The 17,238-nt window shown below is 74.7% G+C and carries 10 protein-coding genes; 8 read left to right on the top strand and 2 right to left on the bottom strand.

All coding sequences use genetic code 11. The annotated features are described in order from the left end of the window. Positions 1-6: 6 nt before the first annotated feature. Genes AC067J_RS39840 through AC067J_RS39850 form a run of 3 tightly spaced genes read left to right on the top strand, consistent with a single transcriptional unit; the run spans position 7 to position 7,835 of the window. Positions 7-6,018, top strand: coding sequence for an SDR family NAD(P)-dependent oxidoreductase (locus AC067J_RS39840; RefSeq protein ID WP_478307691.1), 6,012 nt, complete (start codon positions 7-9; stop codon positions 6,016-6,018). Beyond that, positions 6,015-6,770 carry a thioesterase II family protein gene (locus tag AC067J_RS39845; RefSeq protein ID WP_478307692.1) on the top strand — a complete coding sequence of 252 codons (756 nt, stop codon included), beginning with the start codon at positions 6,015-6,017 and terminating at the stop codon, positions 6,768-6,770. Before AC067J_RS39840 ends, AC067J_RS39845 begins: the two co-directional genes overlap by 4 nt. A gap of 9 nt (positions 6,771-6,779) precedes the next feature. Continuing rightward, positions 6,780-7,835, top strand: coding sequence for a sulfotransferase (locus AC067J_RS39850; RefSeq protein ID WP_478307693.1), 1,056 nt, complete (start codon positions 6,780-6,782; stop codon positions 7,833-7,835). 97 nt (positions 7,836-7,932) lie between these two features. Here the strand turns inward: AC067J_RS39850 and AC067J_RS39855 are convergent, their stop codons facing one another. Continuing rightward, the gene (locus AC067J_RS39855) at positions 7,933-8,541 is read right to left on the bottom strand and encodes a hypothetical protein (RefSeq protein WP_478307694.1); all 609 of its coding nucleotides are present in this window, start codon (positions 8,539-8,541) and stop codon (positions 7,933-7,935) included. A 919-nt stretch (positions 8,542-9,460) separates the two neighbouring features. On the opposite strand from AC067J_RS39855, the gene ccrA reads away from it, so the two are divergent. From ccrA to AC067J_RS39880, 5 genes are all read left to right on the top strand, one after another. Beyond that, entirely contained in the window at positions 9,461-10,807 is a 1,347-nt protein-coding gene (gene ccrA / locus AC067J_RS39860) for a crotonyl-CoA carboxylase/reductase (protein ID WP_478307695.1), read from the top strand. Between the two features lie 50 nt (positions 10,808-10,857). Beyond that, positions 10,858-11,850, top strand: a complete 993-nt coding sequence (locus tag AC067J_RS39865) for a 3-oxoacyl-ACP synthase III family protein (RefSeq protein ID WP_478307696.1) — start codon at positions 10,858-10,860, stop codon at positions 11,848-11,850. Positions 11,851-12,263: 413 nt separating this feature from the next. Continuing rightward, on the top strand, positions 12,264-14,282 hold the full coding sequence (locus tag AC067J_RS39870) for a SpoIIE family protein phosphatase (protein ID WP_478307697.1): 2,019 nt from the start codon (positions 12,264-12,266) through the stop codon (positions 14,280-14,282). Between the two features lie 318 nt (positions 14,283-14,600). Then, a complete protein-coding gene (locus AC067J_RS39875; protein ID WP_478307698.1) occupies positions 14,601-15,506 on the top strand; it encodes a GNAT family N-acetyltransferase in 906 nt (301 codons plus the stop codon). Positions 15,507-15,674: 168 nt separating this feature from the next. Then, positions 15,675-16,130: a MarR family winged helix-turn-helix transcriptional regulator gene (locus AC067J_RS39880; protein WP_478307699.1), complete on the top strand. Its 456-nt coding sequence runs from the start codon at positions 15,675-15,677 to the stop codon at positions 16,128-16,130. 3 nt (positions 16,131-16,133) lie between these two features. Here AC067J_RS39880 and AC067J_RS39885 read toward each other — a convergent pair whose 3' ends face one another. Then, positions 16,134-17,189, bottom strand: coding sequence for an LLM class flavin-dependent oxidoreductase (locus AC067J_RS39885; protein ID WP_478307700.1), 1,056 nt, complete (start codon positions 17,187-17,189; stop codon positions 16,134-16,136). Positions 17,190-17,238 lie beyond the last annotated feature (49 nt).

The following is a 17,238-nucleotide window of genomic DNA, read 5'->3' on the forward strand; positions in this document are numbered from 1 at the left end:
CAGCACATGAGCGAGCCAGGCCGGGTCCCCGAGGATCGGCTGCGTTACTTCCTGAAACGAGTCACCGCGGAGCTCCACGACACCCGGGAGCTGCTCCGGGGGGCCGAGCAGGCCGCGTCCGAGCCGATCGCGATCGTCGGGATGGCCTGCCGGTTCCCCGGCGGGATCGCCTCCCCGGAGGATCTCTGGGAGCTGGTGGCCGCCGGCCGGGACGGGATCGTGCCCTTCCCCGAGGACCGGGGCTGGGACGTCGAGAACCTGTACCACCCGGACCCGGACCACCCGGGGACGTCGTACTCCCGCGAGGGCGGCTTCCTGTACGGTGCGGCGGACTTCGACCCGGAGGTGTTCGGGATCTCGCCGCGCGAGGCGCTGGCGATGGACCCGCAGCACCGGCTGCTGCTGGAGACCGCCTGGGAGGCCTTCGAGCGGGCCGGGATCGACCCGCAGGGTCTGCGGGGCTCGCGCACCGGTGTGTTCGCCGGTGTGATGTACAACGACTACTCGATGGTGCTGGGAGCTTCGGACGACAGCACCGAGGGCTTCCTCGGCACCGGCGGCAGCATCGCGTCGGGCCGGGTCGCCTACACCTTCGGCCTGGAGGGGCCGACCCTCACCGTCGACACCGCCTGTTCGTCGTCCCTGGTCGCCCTGCACCTGGCGGTGCAGGCGCTGCGGAACGGGGAGTGCGGGCTGGCACTGGTCGGCGGTGTCACCGTGATGGCCACCCCGAACACGTTCATCGGGTTCTCGCGGCAGCGCGGGCTGGCGCCCGACGGCCGGTGCAAGTCCTTCGCCGAGGGCGCGGACGGCACCGGCTGGGGCGAGGGCGCGGGCATGCTCCTGGTCGAGCGGCTCTCGGACGCGCAGCGCCTGGGCCACCCGGTGCTGGCCGTGGTCCGCGGCAGCGCGGTGAACTCCGACGGCGCGTCGAACGGTCTGACCGCGCCGAACGGTCCCTCGCAGCAGCGGGTGATCCGTCAGGCGCTGGCCAACGCGCGGCTCGAAGCCGGTGACGTGGACGCCGTCGAGGCGCACGGCACGGGGACGCCGCTCGGCGACCCGATCGAGGCCCAGGCCCTGCTGGCCACGTACGGGCAGGGCCGCTCCGGCGAGCCGCTGTGGCTGGGGTCGGTGAAGTCCAACCTCGGGCACACCCAGGCCGCCGCCGGCGTCGCGGGCATCATCAAGATGGTCCAGTCGATGAAGCACGGCGTCCTCCCCGGCACCCTGCACGTGGACGAGCCGTCCTCGCACGTGGACTGGTCGGCCGGGGCGGTGGAGCTGCTCACCGAGGCCCGCGACTGGCCCGAGGCCGACCGGCCGCGCCGCGCCGCCGTCTCCTCGTTCGGCATCAGCGGCACCAACGCCCACGTGATCCTCGAAGCCGCACCGGCCGCCGAGACCACCGAGACTGCCGAGACCGCCGAGCCGCCGGCTCCGGTACTGCCGGTCACCCCGGCCGTCCTCGCGGCGGCCGACGGCGCCGCGCTCGACGCCCAGGCCGCCCGCCTGGCCGCGTACCTCACCGCCCGCCCGGACGCCCCGCTGCGCGAGGTCGCCCGTACGCTCGCCGGCCGGTCCCGGCTGCCGCACCGGGCCGTCGCCCTCGGTGGCGACGGGGCCGGGCTGGCGGCCGAGCTGGCCGCGGGCGGGACCGTCCGGGGCACCGCGCGCCCCGGCCGGCTCGCCCTCGTCTTCACCGGACAGGGCGCCCAGCGGACCGGCATGGGCCGCGAACTGTACGAGGCGTTCCCGGCCTACGCCGCCGCGTTCGACGCGGCCTGCGAGGCCCTCGGCCTGCCGCTGCACGACCTGCTCGACGACGAGGAGGGGATCCACCGCACCGGAACGGCGCAGCCCGCGATCTTCGCCGTCGAGGTCGCACTGCTGGCCCTGCTGGAGGAGTGGGGCATCCGGCCGGACGCGGTCGCCGGCCACTCGGTCGGCGAGATCGCCGCCGCGTACGCCGCCGGTGTGCTGTCCCTGGCCGACGCGGCGAAGCTGGTGGCCGCGCGCGGCCGCCTGATGCAGGCGCTCCCCGAGGGCGGCGCGATGCTCGCCGTCGGGGCGTCCGAGGCCGAGGTGCGCCAGGCGTGCCCGGACATCGACGTGGCCGCCGTCAACGGACCGCGCGCGGTGGTGGTCTCCGGGCCCGACGCGGCGATCGAGCGTGCCGCGGCCGCCGCCGCCGAGCGCGGCTGGAAGACGACCCGCCTGCGCACCAGCCACGCCTTCCACTCCCGGCTCATGGAGCCGATGCTCGCCGAGTTCGCCGAGGCGGCGGCCGGGTCGGCGTTCGCCGAGCCGCGGGTGTCCGCCGTCTCCACCGTGACCGGGGCGCCGGTCGCCCCGGGCGAGTGGAGCGACCCGAAGTACTGGGTGCGCCAGGTCCGCGAGCCCGTCCGGTTCGCCGACGCCGTGCACGCCCTCGCCGCCCAGGGCGTCACCCGGGTCCTGGAGGTGGGCCCCGACGCGGTGCTCACCGCGCTGGTCCAGGACGCGGCCCCGGACGCCGGACTGCTGGCCGTGCCGACGCTGCGGCGCGGGCAGGCCGAGCCGCGGACGCTGCTGAACTCGGCCGCCGCGCTGTTCGTCGACGGCGCCGACGTCGACTGGGCCGCCGTCGTCGGGGGCACCGGCCGGGCGGACCTGCCGACCTACCCGTTCACCCACCGCCGGTTCTGGCCCCGTCCGCGTGCCGGCGGCGGCGGCGACCCGCAGAGCCTGGGCCTGGAGCCGACCGGCCACCCCCTGCTCGGCGCCGCCGTCGACGTCCCGGACAGCTCCACGCTCGTCCTCACCGGGACGCTCAACGCGGCCGCCCAGCCGTGGCTGGCCGAGCACACCGTGCTGGGCCGCGCCGTGCTGCCGGGTACCGCGCTGGTCGAGCTGGCCCTGGCCGCCGGTGAGCGCGCCGGCGCACCGGTGCTGGACGAACTGCTGCTCCAGGCGCCGCTGACGCTGCCCGAGCGGGGCACGGTCACGCTCCGGCTCACCGTCACGGAGGAGGACGGGCGCCGCCCGCTCACCGTCCACTCGCGGGCCGCCGACGGCGAGCCCTGGGCCCTGCACGCCACCGGCGTCCTCTCGGCCGAGGAGTCCGCCGACGTGGACGCCGACCTGGTCGACTGGCCGCCGTCCGGCGCCGAGGAACTGCCGCTGGCCGGGCTCTACGAGGCGTTCGCGGACGCGGGCCTGGACTACGGGCCGGCGTTCCGGGGCCTGCGCCGGGCCTGGCGGCGCGGCGAGGAGGTGTTCGCCGAGGTGCGGACCGACGCCCCGGACGACGGGTTCGGGCTGCACCCGGCGCTGTTCGACGCCGTCCTGCACACGATCGGCCCGGCGGGGCTGCTGCCCGGTGACGGGCTCCGGTTGCCGTTCGTGTTCTCCGGGGTGCGGCGGTTCGCGCCGGCCGGCACCGCGCTGCGGGTCCGGCTGGCGGCCCGGGGCGGTGACGCGGTGGGGATCGACCTCGCGGACCCGACCGGCCTGCCGGTCGCCCGGGTCGAGCGGCTCACCCTGCGGGCGGTCACGGCCGGCCAGTTGGGCGGGGGAGCGTCGGACCGCCTGCTCCACGGCGTCGAGTGGACGCCGCGCGAGGAGCCGGTCACGGCACCGGACGCGGTGATCCGCCTCGGTGACGCGCTGCCCGAGCCCGCCGGGGTGCTGCTCGTCGACGCCACGGCGCCGGGCACCGCCGGTGAGCGGTCCGCCGCGCTCCTGTCCCTGCTCCACGCCTGGCTCCCCGATCCGGCGTGGGCCGAGTCCCGTCTCGTGGTCCGTACGCACGGCGCGGCGGGCGAGGAGGTCACGGACGCGGACGGCGCGGCGCTGTGGGGCCTGGTGCGCTCCGCCCAGGCCGAGCACCCGGACCGGATCCACCTGCTGGACGCCGCCGAGGACGTGTTCCACCCGGAGCCGCAGGCGGTCGTGCGGGACGGCGTCGTCACCGTCCCGCGCCTGGTCCGGCTCCCCGCGCCGGCCCAGGGTGCCGCCGACTCCGACGCCCCCGACTCCGACGCGGTCGGGTTCGGCGACGGCGCGGTCGTGGTCACCGGTGCCACCGGCACCCTGGGCCGGCTGGTCGCCAAGCACCTGGTGGAGCACCACGGTGTCCGTGACCTGCTGCTGCTCTCCCGCTCCGGCGGCGACGCCGGTCTCGCCGAGGAGCTCGCTCCGGCCCGGGTACGGGCGGTGGCCTGCGACGTGGCCGACGCCGACGCGGTCGCCGAGGCGCTGCGGGACGAGCCGGTCACGGCGGTGGTCCACTCCGCCGGCGTGCTGGACGACGCCCTGGTCGCCGACCTGACGCCCGAGCGCCTCGACACGGTGTTCCGCGCCAAGGTCGACGCGGCCCGCAACCTCGCCGCCGCGACCGAGGACAGGCGGCTGAGCGCCTTCGTCCTCTTCTCCTCGGTGGCCGGAGTCGTCGGCAACGCGGGCCAGGCCAACTACTCCGCCGCGAACGCCTTCCTCGACGCCTACGCCGCCGAGCTGCGGGCGCGGGGCGTCCCGGCGGTCTCGCTCGCCTGGGGCCTGTGGGACTCGGGCATGGCGGAGTCCCTCACCGACGCCGAGCGGCGGCGGATGCGCCAGGGCGGGGTCCTCCCGCTCACCGACGCGCAGGGCCTCGCCGCCTTCGACGCCGCCCTCGCCGACGGACGGCCGCTCGTCGTCCCGATCGCCCTGGACCCGGCCGGGCTGCGCGCGGCCGGGGCCGCCGGAGCGCTCCCCGCCGTCCTCACCGGCCTGGTGCCGGCCGGCCCGCCCGGCGGCGCCGGCGCGCCGGACCAGACGGCGGCGCTGGCGGCCTTCCAGCGCCGGCTGGCGCAACTGCCCGCCGACGAGCGCAGGGCGGCGCTGGCCGACCTGGTCGCCCGGCAGGCCGCGGTCGTCCTCGGCCACAGCGGCTCCGACGCGATCGACCCGCACCGGCCGTTCCTGGAAGCCGGGTTCGACTCGCTCACCTCGGTGGAGCTGCGCAACCGGCTGGGCGCGGCCACCGGGCTGCGGCTGCCGACCACGCTGCTGTTCGACCACCCCGCCCCCGACGCCCTCGTGACCCACCTCGCCGACCAGTTCACGGCCCGGGACCGGCCGGCGCCGCAGGAGGAGTCCGGCACGCTCGGCACCCTGTTCCGGGAGGCCTCCGCGAGCGGGCGCAGCGGCGACTTCTTCGGCCTCCTGGTCGCCGCCTCGGAGTTCCGTCCGGCCTTCCGGAGCAGCGACGAGCTGCCCAAGCCGGTCGACGTCGTGCGGCTGGCCGGCGGCGCGGACGGGCCGCCCGGCCTGGTCTGCCTGCCGTCCATCCTGGCCATCTCCGGCCCGCACCAGTACGTCCGGTTCGCCGGCGCGCTGCGGGGCCGGCGCAACGTGGCCGCGATCGCGGCGCCCGGGTTCGGCCGGGGCGAACCGCTGCCGGCCACGGTGGAGGCGGTGGTCTCCGCCCAGGCCGAGGCGATCCTCGCGCACACCGGCGGGGCGCCGTTCGCACTGGTCGGACACTCCTCCGGCGGCATGCTCGCGCACGCCGTCGCCGCCGAACTCGAACGCGCCGGCGCCGCCGTGGACGCGCTGGTGCTCATCGACATCTACTCGCACGACGTCGAGGCGCTCGCCGGCATCCAGCCGGTCCTCAGCGCCGGCATGATCGAGCGGGAGGACGGCTACGTCCCGATGGACGACACCCGGCTCACCGCGATGGGCGGCTACGTCCGGCTCTTCCACGGCTGGCAGCCGACCCCGATCCGGGCCCGCACGCTGCTCGTCCGGGCCTCCGAGCCGATGTTCGGCTGGTCGCGCGACGGTGAGTGGCGCTCCTCGTGGACGCTGCCGCACAGCACCGCCGACACCCCCGGCAACCACTTCTCGGTCATGGAGGAGCACGCCGCGACCACGGCGCGGACCGTCGACGCCTGGCTCTCCGCACCTCCCGCTGCTCCCGCTCCTTCCCCCTCCGATCCGTCATCCGTTTCCCCGTCATCCGCCCACGAGCCGAAAGCCGCCACCCGATGAACAACGTCGCCTACGACAACCTGTGGATCCGCCGGTTCCACCAGGAACCGAGCCAGGTCACCCTGGTCTGCTTCCCGCACGCCGGCGGCTCGGCCAGCTTCTTCTACCCGGTCTCCGAGGCGCTGCAGTCCACCGCCCAGGTGGTGGCGCTCCAGTACCCGGGCCGTCAGGACCGGCGGCACGAGCAGCCGCTGACCACCATCGCCGACCTGGCCGACGAGACGTTCGCCGCGCTGCGCCCGCTGATGGACCGGCCGCTCGCCTTCTTCGGGCACAGCATGGGCGCCACGCTGGCCTTCGAGGTCGCCGTGCGGATGAAGCAGGAACTGCACGCCGCCCCCGTCACGCTGTTCGCCTCCGGCCGCCGCGCCCCCTCCCGCCACCGTGACGAGAACGTGCACAAGCTCGGTGACGAGGAGATCGTCAACGAGCTGAAGACCCTCAGCGGCACCGACTCCCGCATCCTCGGGGACCTGGAGCTGCTGCGGATGATCCTGCCGGCGATCCGCAGCGACTACACGGCCGCCGAGACCTACCGGTACCGGCCCGGCCCGATGCTCGACTGCCCGATCCTCGCGCTGACCGGCGAGAGCGACCCGAAGGTGACCCTCGACGAGGCCGGCGCCTGGGCCGAGCACACCACCGGAGAGTTCGAGCTGCGGTCCTTCGAGGGCGGTCACTTCTACCTCGCCAAGCACCAGCGTGCGGTGATCAACCTGATCAGCGACCAGCTGCTCTCCCTCTCGCTCTGAGGACGGTCCATGACTCCGACGATTGTGATCAGCACCGGCCGCTGCGGGTCCACCCTGCTCTCCCGGATGCTTCGTGCCCACCCCGAGGTGCTCAGCCTCAGCGAGCTCTTCAGCACCGTCCGCAGCCGCGGCTACCTCGACGGCGCCCCCGACGGCGCGCAGTTCTGGCGGATGCTCAGCGAGCCCGACCCGACCATGGACGTCATGGTCGCCGAGGGCCTCCAGGTCTCCGAACTGATCTACCCGTACGGCAAGGGGCGGTTCGACCCGGCCGAGGGCATCCCGGCGATCTGCCACATGACGTTGCCGATGCTCACCGACGACCCGGACGCGCTCCACGACGAACTGGCCGAGGAGCTGCCGCGCTGGCCCGCCCGCCCGGTCGCCGACCAGTACCGGGCGCTCTTCGCCCACCTGGTCGAACGCTTCGACCGGCCGGTGGTCGTGGAGCGGTCCGGCGGGTCGCTGGGGATGCTGCCGGCCCTGCGCGAGCGCTTCCCCGAGGCCCGGTTCGTCTACCTCACCCGCGACGGCGCCGACTCGGCCCTGTCGATGAGCCAGCACCCCGGGTTCCGGCAGATGCTGCTGGGCCAGGAGGCCGCCCGGATCGCCGGCGTCGCCTCCCCGGCGCAGCTGGGGGCCGCCCAGTTCCGGCTGCTCCCGGCCGAGTTGGGCGGGATGCTGGTGAACCCGGCGGAACTGCCGCGGCTGATGCGGCGGGACATCCCGGTGACCGCGTTCGGCGCGCTGTGGTCCTCGATGGTCCGCGAGGGCGCCGAGGAACTGCTCCGGCTCCCCTCCGACCGGTGGATGATGATCTCCTACGGGGCCGTGGTCGCCGACGCCGAGGCGGAGCTGGTCCGGCTGGCCGGGTTTCTCGGCGTACCGGCCTCCGCCGAGTGGCTGGCGGAGGCCGGCCGCCTGGTCGACCAGGGCCGGCAGGCGGCCTCGGCCCGCCTGGACCCGCGGCTGCTGGCCGCCCTGCGGCGCTCCTGCGCCCCCGGCGCGGCGGCCGACGCGGTGCTCGCGGAGGCGGCGGGCGTCACGCTCGCACCGGCTGCGTGACGGCCGGCCGTCGCCGGTCCGCGCCTCGGCCGCGCCCGCCCCGACGCGCCGGAGGTCGGTGCCGCGGTGCGGCACCGACCTCCTCACCCCGTGGTGGTCACAGCCGGAAGGGGTTGCCCCCCAGCGCGGCGATGACGTACCAGGCGGTCGCCCCGGTGTGGAGCGACGCGTAGTAGATGTCGCCCTCCCCGGTGACGAGGCCGTCGCTGGAGGCGGCGACGATTCCGCCGCCGTCGGCGTTGGGGGCGTCCGCCTGGGCCTTGGCCAGGGTGGCCATCAGCGCGGCCGCCCTGGTGTCGTCGCCCGGTGCCCGGCGTGCCTGGTAGGCGGCCGGCAGGTGGGCGGTGCCCTCGAACCAGACCTTGGAGGTGTCGGCGCCGCTGAAGCTGACGCCGCTGTAGGGGCCGTCGGTCGCCGCCATCCGGCCGGCCGCCCAGTCGACGGCGGGCGCGTAGCCCGGGTCGAGGGTGGCCAGGTAGCTCCAGGTCTGGACGTCCTCGGGCTCGACGTCCTCGTTGACGGCCACCCCGTCCAGGCCGGTGCCGGTCCACAGGTGGCCGTTGGCGGCCTGCATCGACTTCACGAAGGCGAAGGCGTTGTCGGACCGGCCCTTCCACACGGCGTCCCCGGTGACCTGGGACAGCATCGCGAAGAACGCGCCGACGTCGATGTTGTGCTCGGTGGCCTTCCAGGTCCGCTTGACCATCCCGCTGCCGTCCTCCCGGTCGGAGGTGTCGGCGAAGCCGCCGGTGTAGCCGAGGTTGTTGCGGGTGTCGAAGGAGTTGGACTGGATCCACTCCGCGGCCGAACGCCTCCTCGTCGGCGAAGTGCCCGCCCCGGTAGCTGGCCGGTATCCGGAGGTCCGAGGGCGCCCCGTACCGGTCCGTCGAGCTGTTGAGGAAGTCCGCCGCCCGTCCGAGGCCCGCCGTCGGGACGTTGTGAAGCTGGGCGCGACCGGTGGAGGTGCTCTGGGCGAAGAACCGTGCGGCGGAGTCGTCGTCGTTGAGCTCCATCCGGAGGTAGGGGCGCCCGTGCCACTGCACGGAGGAGTTCGTCAGCGCGGCCCCGCTGATGTTCCGGATCCGCAGGTCGTCGAACTCCCAGAGCTGATCGCCGAACCGGGCGCTGGTGCCGTTGCCGCCGCACCCCTGGCCGTAGGCCGACAGCGAACCGTCGGTGGTGTCGACCGCCATGGTCAGGCAGTCGCCGGTCTGGATTCCTTCCGGCCTCCGGGGAACGGCGGCGCCGCGGTGCGCGTCGGCGCCCTTCCCCACGGGCGCGCGGTGACAGCTCCGACCGCTCTGCCGTCGAAGTGTGGACGCCGGTGCGGCGGGCGGACGGGTGCGTCCGGGCGCCGGCACGGCACTGCGCATCCCGTCAGAAGCGCCGGACGGCGGATAAGAAGCGCCGGGGCACCCGCGCGTGCACCTTCGGGCAGCCACCCGGTCCCAGGCCGGCGGGTCTCCCCGTCGGCCCCCGCGGCCGGGATTAGGGGCGGTGCTGGGGTGTGAACCGGCCCGGGGGACCCCGAGGATCGCGGGGGGAGGCACGTGACACCGCCGGCGTCACCGCGTCCGGCCCCGCCGGCCGACCGCACACCTTGTTCGCGATCGCGAGGACTTTTCATGGATATCTTGGCCGAAGCGGTGCTCTCCGGTGCCGCGCCGGAGGAACTCGGCGCGCTCCCGCTCCCCGACCTGTTCCCCGCGGCGCACCTGCGGGCCTCCGACGTCGGGATCTTCGACGGCGAGGCCGACCCCGACGTCCGGCGGTCGCTGCACGTCGGCCCGGTGCCGATGCCCCAGCTGGCCCCGGACGAGGTGGTCGTCGCGGTGATGGCCAGCTCGATCAACTACAACACGGTGTGGTCGGCGATGTTCAAGCCGATCTCGACCTTCACGGCGCTCAACCGGCTGGCCCGGCAGGGCGGTTACGCGGCCCGCCACGACCTGCCGCACCAGGTCGTCGGCTCGGACGCCGCCGGCGTGGTGGTCCGGGTCGGCGACGGTGTGCGGCACTGGAAGATCGGCGACCACGTCATGGTCAGCCCGGCCTACGTCGACGAGCAGGAGCCGGGCGCGCACGACGACGGCATGATGGGCCCCGGCGGGCGGGCCTGGGGGTACGAGACCAACTTCGGCGGCCTGGCCCACTACACGGTCGTGCGGGCCACCCAGCTGGCACCCAAGCCGGCGCACCTGACCTGGGAGGAGGCCGCCTCGATCACGCTGTGCGCGGGCACCGCCTACCGGATGCTGGTCGGCGAGCACGGTGCGCAGATCAAGCAGGGCGACGTCGTGCTGGTCTGGGGCGCGACCGGCGGCCTGGGAGGGTTCGCCGTCCAGATGGTCAAGAACGGCGGCGGCGTCGCGGTCGGCGTGGTCTCCTCCGACCGCAAGGCGGAGATCCTCCGCGAGCAGGGCTGCGACGTGATCATCGACCGCCGCGAGATCGGCATGGGCGACGGCCACCCGGACCCGGCGGACGCGATCGAGTACGGCAAGCGGCTGGGCCGCAGGATCCGGGCCGAGCTCGGCGAGGACCCGCGGGTCGCCTTCGACTACGTCGGCCGGGCCACCTTCGGCACCTCGGTGCACGTCGTGCGGCGCGGCGGCGTCGTCGTCACCTGCGGGTCGAGCACCGGCTACCAGCACCAGTACGACAACCGCTACCTGTGGATGAACCTCAAGCGGGTGATCGGCAGTCACATCGCCAACCTGCAGGAGGTGTTCGACACCGCCCGGCTGTTCCGGCAGGGCGGCCTGGTCCCGATCCTCACCGACGTCTTCCCGCTGGCGGAGACCGCCGAGGCGCTGCGGCTGGTGCAGGCCAACCGGCACATCGGCAAGGTCGGCGTGCTCTGCCTCGCGCCCGCCGAGGGCCTCGGGGTGACGGACCCGGAGACCCGCGCCCGGATCGGCGTCGAGCGGCTCACCTCCTGGCGCCGGTACGCGTCGACGGCGCGGGTGTGACGATGGGCGGGACGGGCGGGACGGGCGGGGCGACGCGGGACGCGGGCGCGGTGACGAACGGGACCGGGATCCTGGCCACCGGTTCCTACGTCCCCGAGCGGATCGTGACCGGAGCCGAGCTCGCCGGGCCGGCCGGCGTCACCCCGGAGTGGATCGAACGGAAGACCCGGATCGCCGCCCGCCGCTACGCCGCACCGGACCAGGCCACCTCGGACCTGGCGGTCGGGGCGGCGGTGCGGACGCTCGACCAGGCGGGCCTGCCGGCCTCGTCGCTGCGGTACCTCATCGTCTCCACCTCCACGCCCGACTCGCCGCAGCCGCCCACCTCGTACCTGGTGCAGGACGCGATCGGCGCGCACCGCGCCGCGTGCTTCGACATCAACGTCGTCTGCAGCGGTTTCGTCTACGGCCTGGAACTGGCCCGGGCCCTGGTCGCCCGGGAGCCGGACGCGTACGCGCTGGTGGTCGCCGCCGACGTGTACTCGCGGATCCTGGACCCGGCCGACCGCAGGACCGTGGTGCTGTTCGGCGACGGCGCCGGGGCCGCGCTGGTCGGCGCCGTGCCGTCGGGCGGATTCGTGGACGCCGAGCTGGCCGGCCACGGGCACGCGCACGGGCTGATCGGGGTGGCGGCCGGCGGCAGCCGGGCCCCGGCGTCGCACGGCACCGTCGAGGAGGGCGGCCACTTCTTCCGGATGAACGGCCGGGCCGTGCGGGATTTCGCCACGGAGCACGTCCCCGGTGCGGTCCGGACGCTCGTCGAGCGCACCGGCCACCGGCTGGCGGACGTCGACCACTTCGTGCCGCACCAGGCGAACGGCGTGCTGCTCGACGAACTGGTGACCCGCGCGGGCCTGGACCACGCGCACACCCACCGGACGCTGGAGCGCTACGGCAACACCGGCAGCGCGTCGGTCGCGATCACCCTCGACGAGGCCCACCGGGCCGGTCACCTGGGCGAGGGGGACCTGGTGCTGCTCGCCGGGTTCGGCGGCGGCATGTCGCTCGGTGCGGCGCTGCTGCGGTGGACGGCGACGGGGTGATCCCGCGGCGGCGCCCCGGACCGGCCCACCCCGGTCCGGGACGCCGCCGCCCGCCCGTTTCCGGCCCTCGCCGCCCGTCCGTCACCGGCCCCGTCACCGGTCGTCGTCACCGGCCCCGTCACCGAAGGCCCGGTCCTAGCCCGAACGGGTGAACGCGACGGTCGCCCGCCCGGGCCGGGCGGCCGGACCGGGCACCGCGGGTCCGGCATGGATGCGGAATGCGGCATATCAGTGGTTCTATGGCATTCGGAACCCGTCGGCGGTCCGACGGCTTCGCCTGCCGGGCCGCCGAAGCCGAGCAGCCGACCCCGGGCGGTCGTGGACCGCCGTCGACCGATCGACCCGTCGCCCCGTCGACCCGTCGGTCCACCGCCCGTGGTCCGTCGCCCGGAAACCGGAAAGGGGCCGTCGCGGTGGTCGAGCCGCAGCTGACACCCGAGGTCTTCGACCGGGCGATCGTGGCGATCGCGCTCACGGCCGGGCGGGAGCACCGCCTGGTCTACCGCAACGACGCCTTCCTCGACCTGTTCGGTCCCCGGTCGATCGGCGTGCCCGTCGGCGAGCTGTTCAGCGAACCGCAGGAGGAGGGCTTCGTCCACACCCTCGACCTCGTCCTCGCCGACGCGACCGCCCGGCAGGTCACCACCCCGCGCACGCTGGAGGCCTCCGGCGACGGCGAGCGCGAGCACCGGCACTTCGTCTACAGCTGCTCGCCGGTCGCCTCCCGCTTCGGCCCCGGCGTGCTCGTCTCCGCGATCGACACCACCACGCAGGTGCACGCCACCCAGCGCGCCGAGCAGCTGTCGGGGGAGCGCCTGCACGCGCTGCAGCGCTACGAGGCGCTGGTCTCGGCGGTCTCCCAGCTGGTCTGGACCGCACACCCGGACGGTGCGATGACCGAGCTGGTCCCGGGCTGGGAGCGGCTGACCGGGCACCCCTGGCGCGACACCATGGACGAGGCCTGGATGTCGCTGGTCCACCCGAGCGACCGCGAGGGCCTGCGGGAACAGTGGACCCGGGCGGAGGCCGGCGAGCCGTCCATGTTCGAACACACCTACCGGCTGCGCTTCGCCTCCGGCGAGTACCGGCACATCACCGCCCGCGGGGTCCCGATCGTGCGCGCGGGCGAGCTCGTCGAGTGGGTCGGTGCGACCGCCGACGTCGAGGACCGCTGGCGCACCCGGCTGCGCGAGCGCCTGCTCGCCGACACCGTGGCCGTCACCGAGAGCGCCGGCCCGGAGGACGCCTTCGCGGCCGTCGCCGGGCTGGTGGTGCCCGACCTCACGGACGCCTGCACCGTGTTCCTGCTCTCCGACCGCGAGCGCGGGGCGACCGTCGGCACCCGCATCGCCTCCACCGCCCGCCCGGGCCTGCCCCCGCTGCCCCCGCTGCGCGGGCAGACGTTCCGGCTCGGACCGGAGGCCCTGCGCGCGGTGGCCGGCCGCACCCCGGTCCTGCTCACCTTCCCGCCCGGCGAGGTCCCGGCCGGGCTGGTGCCCGAGGAGTCCGCGCGCTGGCTGGCCGCCACCCGTGCCACCAGCCTCACCCTGCTGCCCCTGGTCATCGACGGCACCACCGCCGTCCTCGCCGCGGCCGCCACCTGCCAGGACTCGCCCCCGCCCGGCCGCGGCGACATCGACCTCCTCCAGGAGGTCCTCCAGCGCGCCCAGGGCGCCCTGAACCAGACCCTGGAGCTCCAGCGCACCCGTCACGCCGCCCTCCTCCTCCAGCGGGCCCTGCTCACCGACCCGCCCGCCGTCCCCGACGCCGGGCTCGCCGCCCGCTACCAGCCCGGCAACCGCACCGCCGAGGTCGGCGGCGACTGGTACGACGCGTTCCTGCTGCCCGACCACTCCCTCACCCTGACCGTCGGCGACGTCGCCGGCCACGACCTCACGGCCGCCACCACCATGGGCCAGCTCCGCAGCATGCTGCGCTCGGTCGCCTACAACGCCACCCCCCGGCACAGCCCCGCCGACACCCTGGCCGCGCTCGACCGGGCCGCCGTCGGCCTCGGCATCGGCTCCTTCGCCACCGCCGTCCACGTCCACCTCACCCGCTCCGGCCCGGGCTGGCTCGCGGCCTGGTCCAACGCCGGCCACCCGCCCCCGATGTTGCTGCCCGCCGTCGGCCCGCCCCGCTACCTCGCCGCCGGGCAGGCCGACGTGCCGCTCTGCGTGGCCCCCGCCGAACCGCGCCACACCCACCGCACCGCCGTCGCCGACGGCGACACGCTGCTCCTGTACACGGACGGGCTCGTCGAGGTCCCCGGCGAGCACCTGACCACCGGTCTCGACCGCCTCGCGGCGGCGGCCGACCAGGCGCGTGACCGCACGCTGGACGACCTGTGCGACCACCTGCTGGCCCAGGTCCCCGACGCGCGCGACGACATCGCCCTGCTGGCCTTCCGCGCCGCAGCCCCGCCCGCCTGACCGCACGTTTGCCGCCCGCCGCGCCCCCGGCGCCGGCGTCCACGCCCGAGTCCACGCCGAGTCGTCGAACCGGTGTCGGGGTCACCGATCCGCCTCCGCCGCCGGAAACCCGGTGAGGACCCTCGCGCAGGGGCGCGGAAATCCGTGGACGGGCCCACGGAAGATCACGTACCGTGTGGCTGCACGCCCTGAGACGAACGGAAGGAGGCGAGTGCCGTGCGGTTCACACCTTTCCAGCGCTCCCTCTTCCGCTGTCCCGGCGTGGTTCGTCAGTTCTGACCGGGAGCGCTCCAAGCAGCCTGTTTCCCGGAGGAATCCATGACCGATCCGGTCATCCGCGCGCTCTCCGCGAGCGACGCCCATCTCTTCGACGCACTCCCCGACCCCCTCGGCGCCGGTGAAGGCCATCGGCGTACCCGGTTCCGCCCCGACTGGAAGCGCGTCGCCCTGCGCGACGGCGAGGTCGTCGCACGCGGCGCGTGGTGGGGCGGCCCCGACGACCCGGAGCCCGTCAACATCAACTGGTTCGACGTGGCCGAGGGCGAGGAGGAGGCCGGGGCCGAACTCCTGCGCTCCGCCCCCTGGCAGGTCGAACTCGAGATCAACCTGCCGGGCGGCTGGCGTGAGCAGGCCGACCTGCGCGCCGGTGCCGAGGCGCGCTTCGCCGCCGCACGGGCCGCGGGGTACGAACTCCTGGTGGAACGCTTCCTGTACCGCTGGACCCCGGAGCGCGGTCTGCCCGAGCGGCCCGGACGCCTGCGCTTCAGTGCGGAACCCGACGACAGCGTGTTCTTCGACGCGTTGCGCCGCATCCACTCCGTCACCCTGGACGCCCACGCGCTCAGGGCCGTCGAGGAGGGCGGCCTCGACCGAGCCGCCCAGGAGGAACTCGACTTCTTCCACTGGTGCCCCTCCCCGCGGGAGTGGTGGCAGACCGCGCACACGCCGGAGGGCGAGCTGGCCGGCATCCACATCCCGGCCCACAACCCGTCCGGCCCGACCGTCGGCTTCATCGGAGTCGTCCCGGAACAGCGCGGTCGCGGCTACGCCTACGACCTCCTCGCGGAGTGCACCCACCTCCTCGTCGAGCAGGGCGCGGAGTTCGTCAGCGGAGCGACGGACCGGGGGAACCTCCCCATGGCGGCGAACTTCGCCAAGGCCGGCTTCCCCGTCGTCCGTGAACGCATCAACTTCCATCCGGCGGGCCGGGCGGCCGACTCCTAGCGAGGAGTAGCAGGTGGTGAGCGGCCCGGTCCGAGGCCGGTTCCGGACCGCTCACCAGTGCCCGGCGGCGTGCCGGCCTCGACGCCGCGATCGTCGTCACGACGCCTGGACCTGCGAAGACGGTCCTGCCGACACGCTCCGACCGGTGGCTCGGTACAGTGTGGAGCCATGCGGCAGCGAGAGCGCGAACGCGCACTGTGGGACGCCTTCTTCCACATGGACGTCGAGCTGTGGCAGGTGCTGACCCACAGGCTCCAGCAGGACACCGGGCTGTCCGAGCCGGACTGGCAGGTCCTGGACGCGCTGGGCAACACCGAGGGCCACACGCGGCGCGCGTTCGAGCTGGCGAAGGCGCTGATGTTCGGAAAGAGCCGGCTCCACCAGCACGTCGGACGCATGGAGCAGCGCGGTCTGGTGGAGCGGGGGCCGGTGCCCGGCGACGCCCGCGCCACGGTGGTGTCCCTCACCCCGCACGGCCTGTCGGTGTTCCGCCGGGCGCAGGCGTACCGCGCCCGGCACATCCGGGAGGAGCTGATCGGCGCCCTCACCGCGGACGAGGTGGAGCGGCTCATCACCATCTCCGACAAGATCCGCGCCCATGTGCGCCGTGACCCGCCGGGCTGAGGATCACTCCCAGACGGTGGTGGGGATCTCGGCCCGCAGGACGGGGGCGACCTCGGCGAAGAACCGTTCGAGGTAGCCGCGGGTGACCGCCAGGTCGGTCGTGTAGGTCGAGAAGAACCCCTCCACCCCGACGCCGAACACCTGGTTGCCGAACTTCCGCTGCAGGCCGAGGAGTTTCTCGGTGATCTGCTCGGCGGTACCGACGAGCGCGGACCCGTTCTCCAGGAAGTCCTCCAGGGACTCGAAGGGGAAACGGGCGCGGACGCGGTAGTGCTCGGCCACCGAGGCTTCGAACATCGGCCGCGCGATCGCCAGGGCGTCCTGCGAGCGGTCGGTGATGACGGGGGAGTGCACGCCCACGGCGACCAGCGCGGTGTCGGGATCGTGGCCGTGGAAGGCGAGCCGCTCGCGGTAGTGGGCGACCAGGTCCAGGTAGTGGTCGACGCGGTCCGTGCCGTTGGCGGAGTACAGCGGGTCCCCCCAGCGCGCCGCCAGTTCGGTGGAGCGCTTGTCGGTGGCCGAACCGTGCCACACCCGGGGCGCCGGCTGCTGGAGCGGCCGGGGTTCGAGGGACGCCTCGGTCAGCTTCGGACGGTAGCGGCCCTCCCAGGTGACCTTCTCCTCCCGCCACAGCCGCCGCAGCAGCTCGTAACCCTCCTCCAGCCGGTCCCACAGGTCGGCCGGGTCGACGCCGAAGACGCTCGGCGCGACCGCGTCGCCGCCCTTGCCGATGATCAGGTCGAGCCGTCCTCCGCTGAGGTGGTCGAGCGTGGCGTAGTCCTCGGCGGAGCGGACGGGGTCGGTGAGCGACAGCACCGCGACCGTGGTGACGAGGCGGATCCGGGACGTCCGGGCGGCGATGTTCGACAGGAGCACCGCAGGTGACGCCGACAGCAGCTCCGGATTGTGCCGCTCGCCGACCCCGAACGCGTCGTACCCCACCCGCTCGGCCCACAGCGCGAGATCGATCAGCTCCGCGAACCGCTCCGTCCGGCTGAGCGGCGGGCTTCCCAGGCCCCTGCTCTTCTTGGGAACCAACGTACTGGCCAGGAACTTCACGACCACACCCCTCCCGATGGGTTCACATGTGAACTCTGAACGAGGCGGG

The sequence above is a fragment of the Kitasatospora sp. NPDC042419 genome (assembly GCF_056437345.1).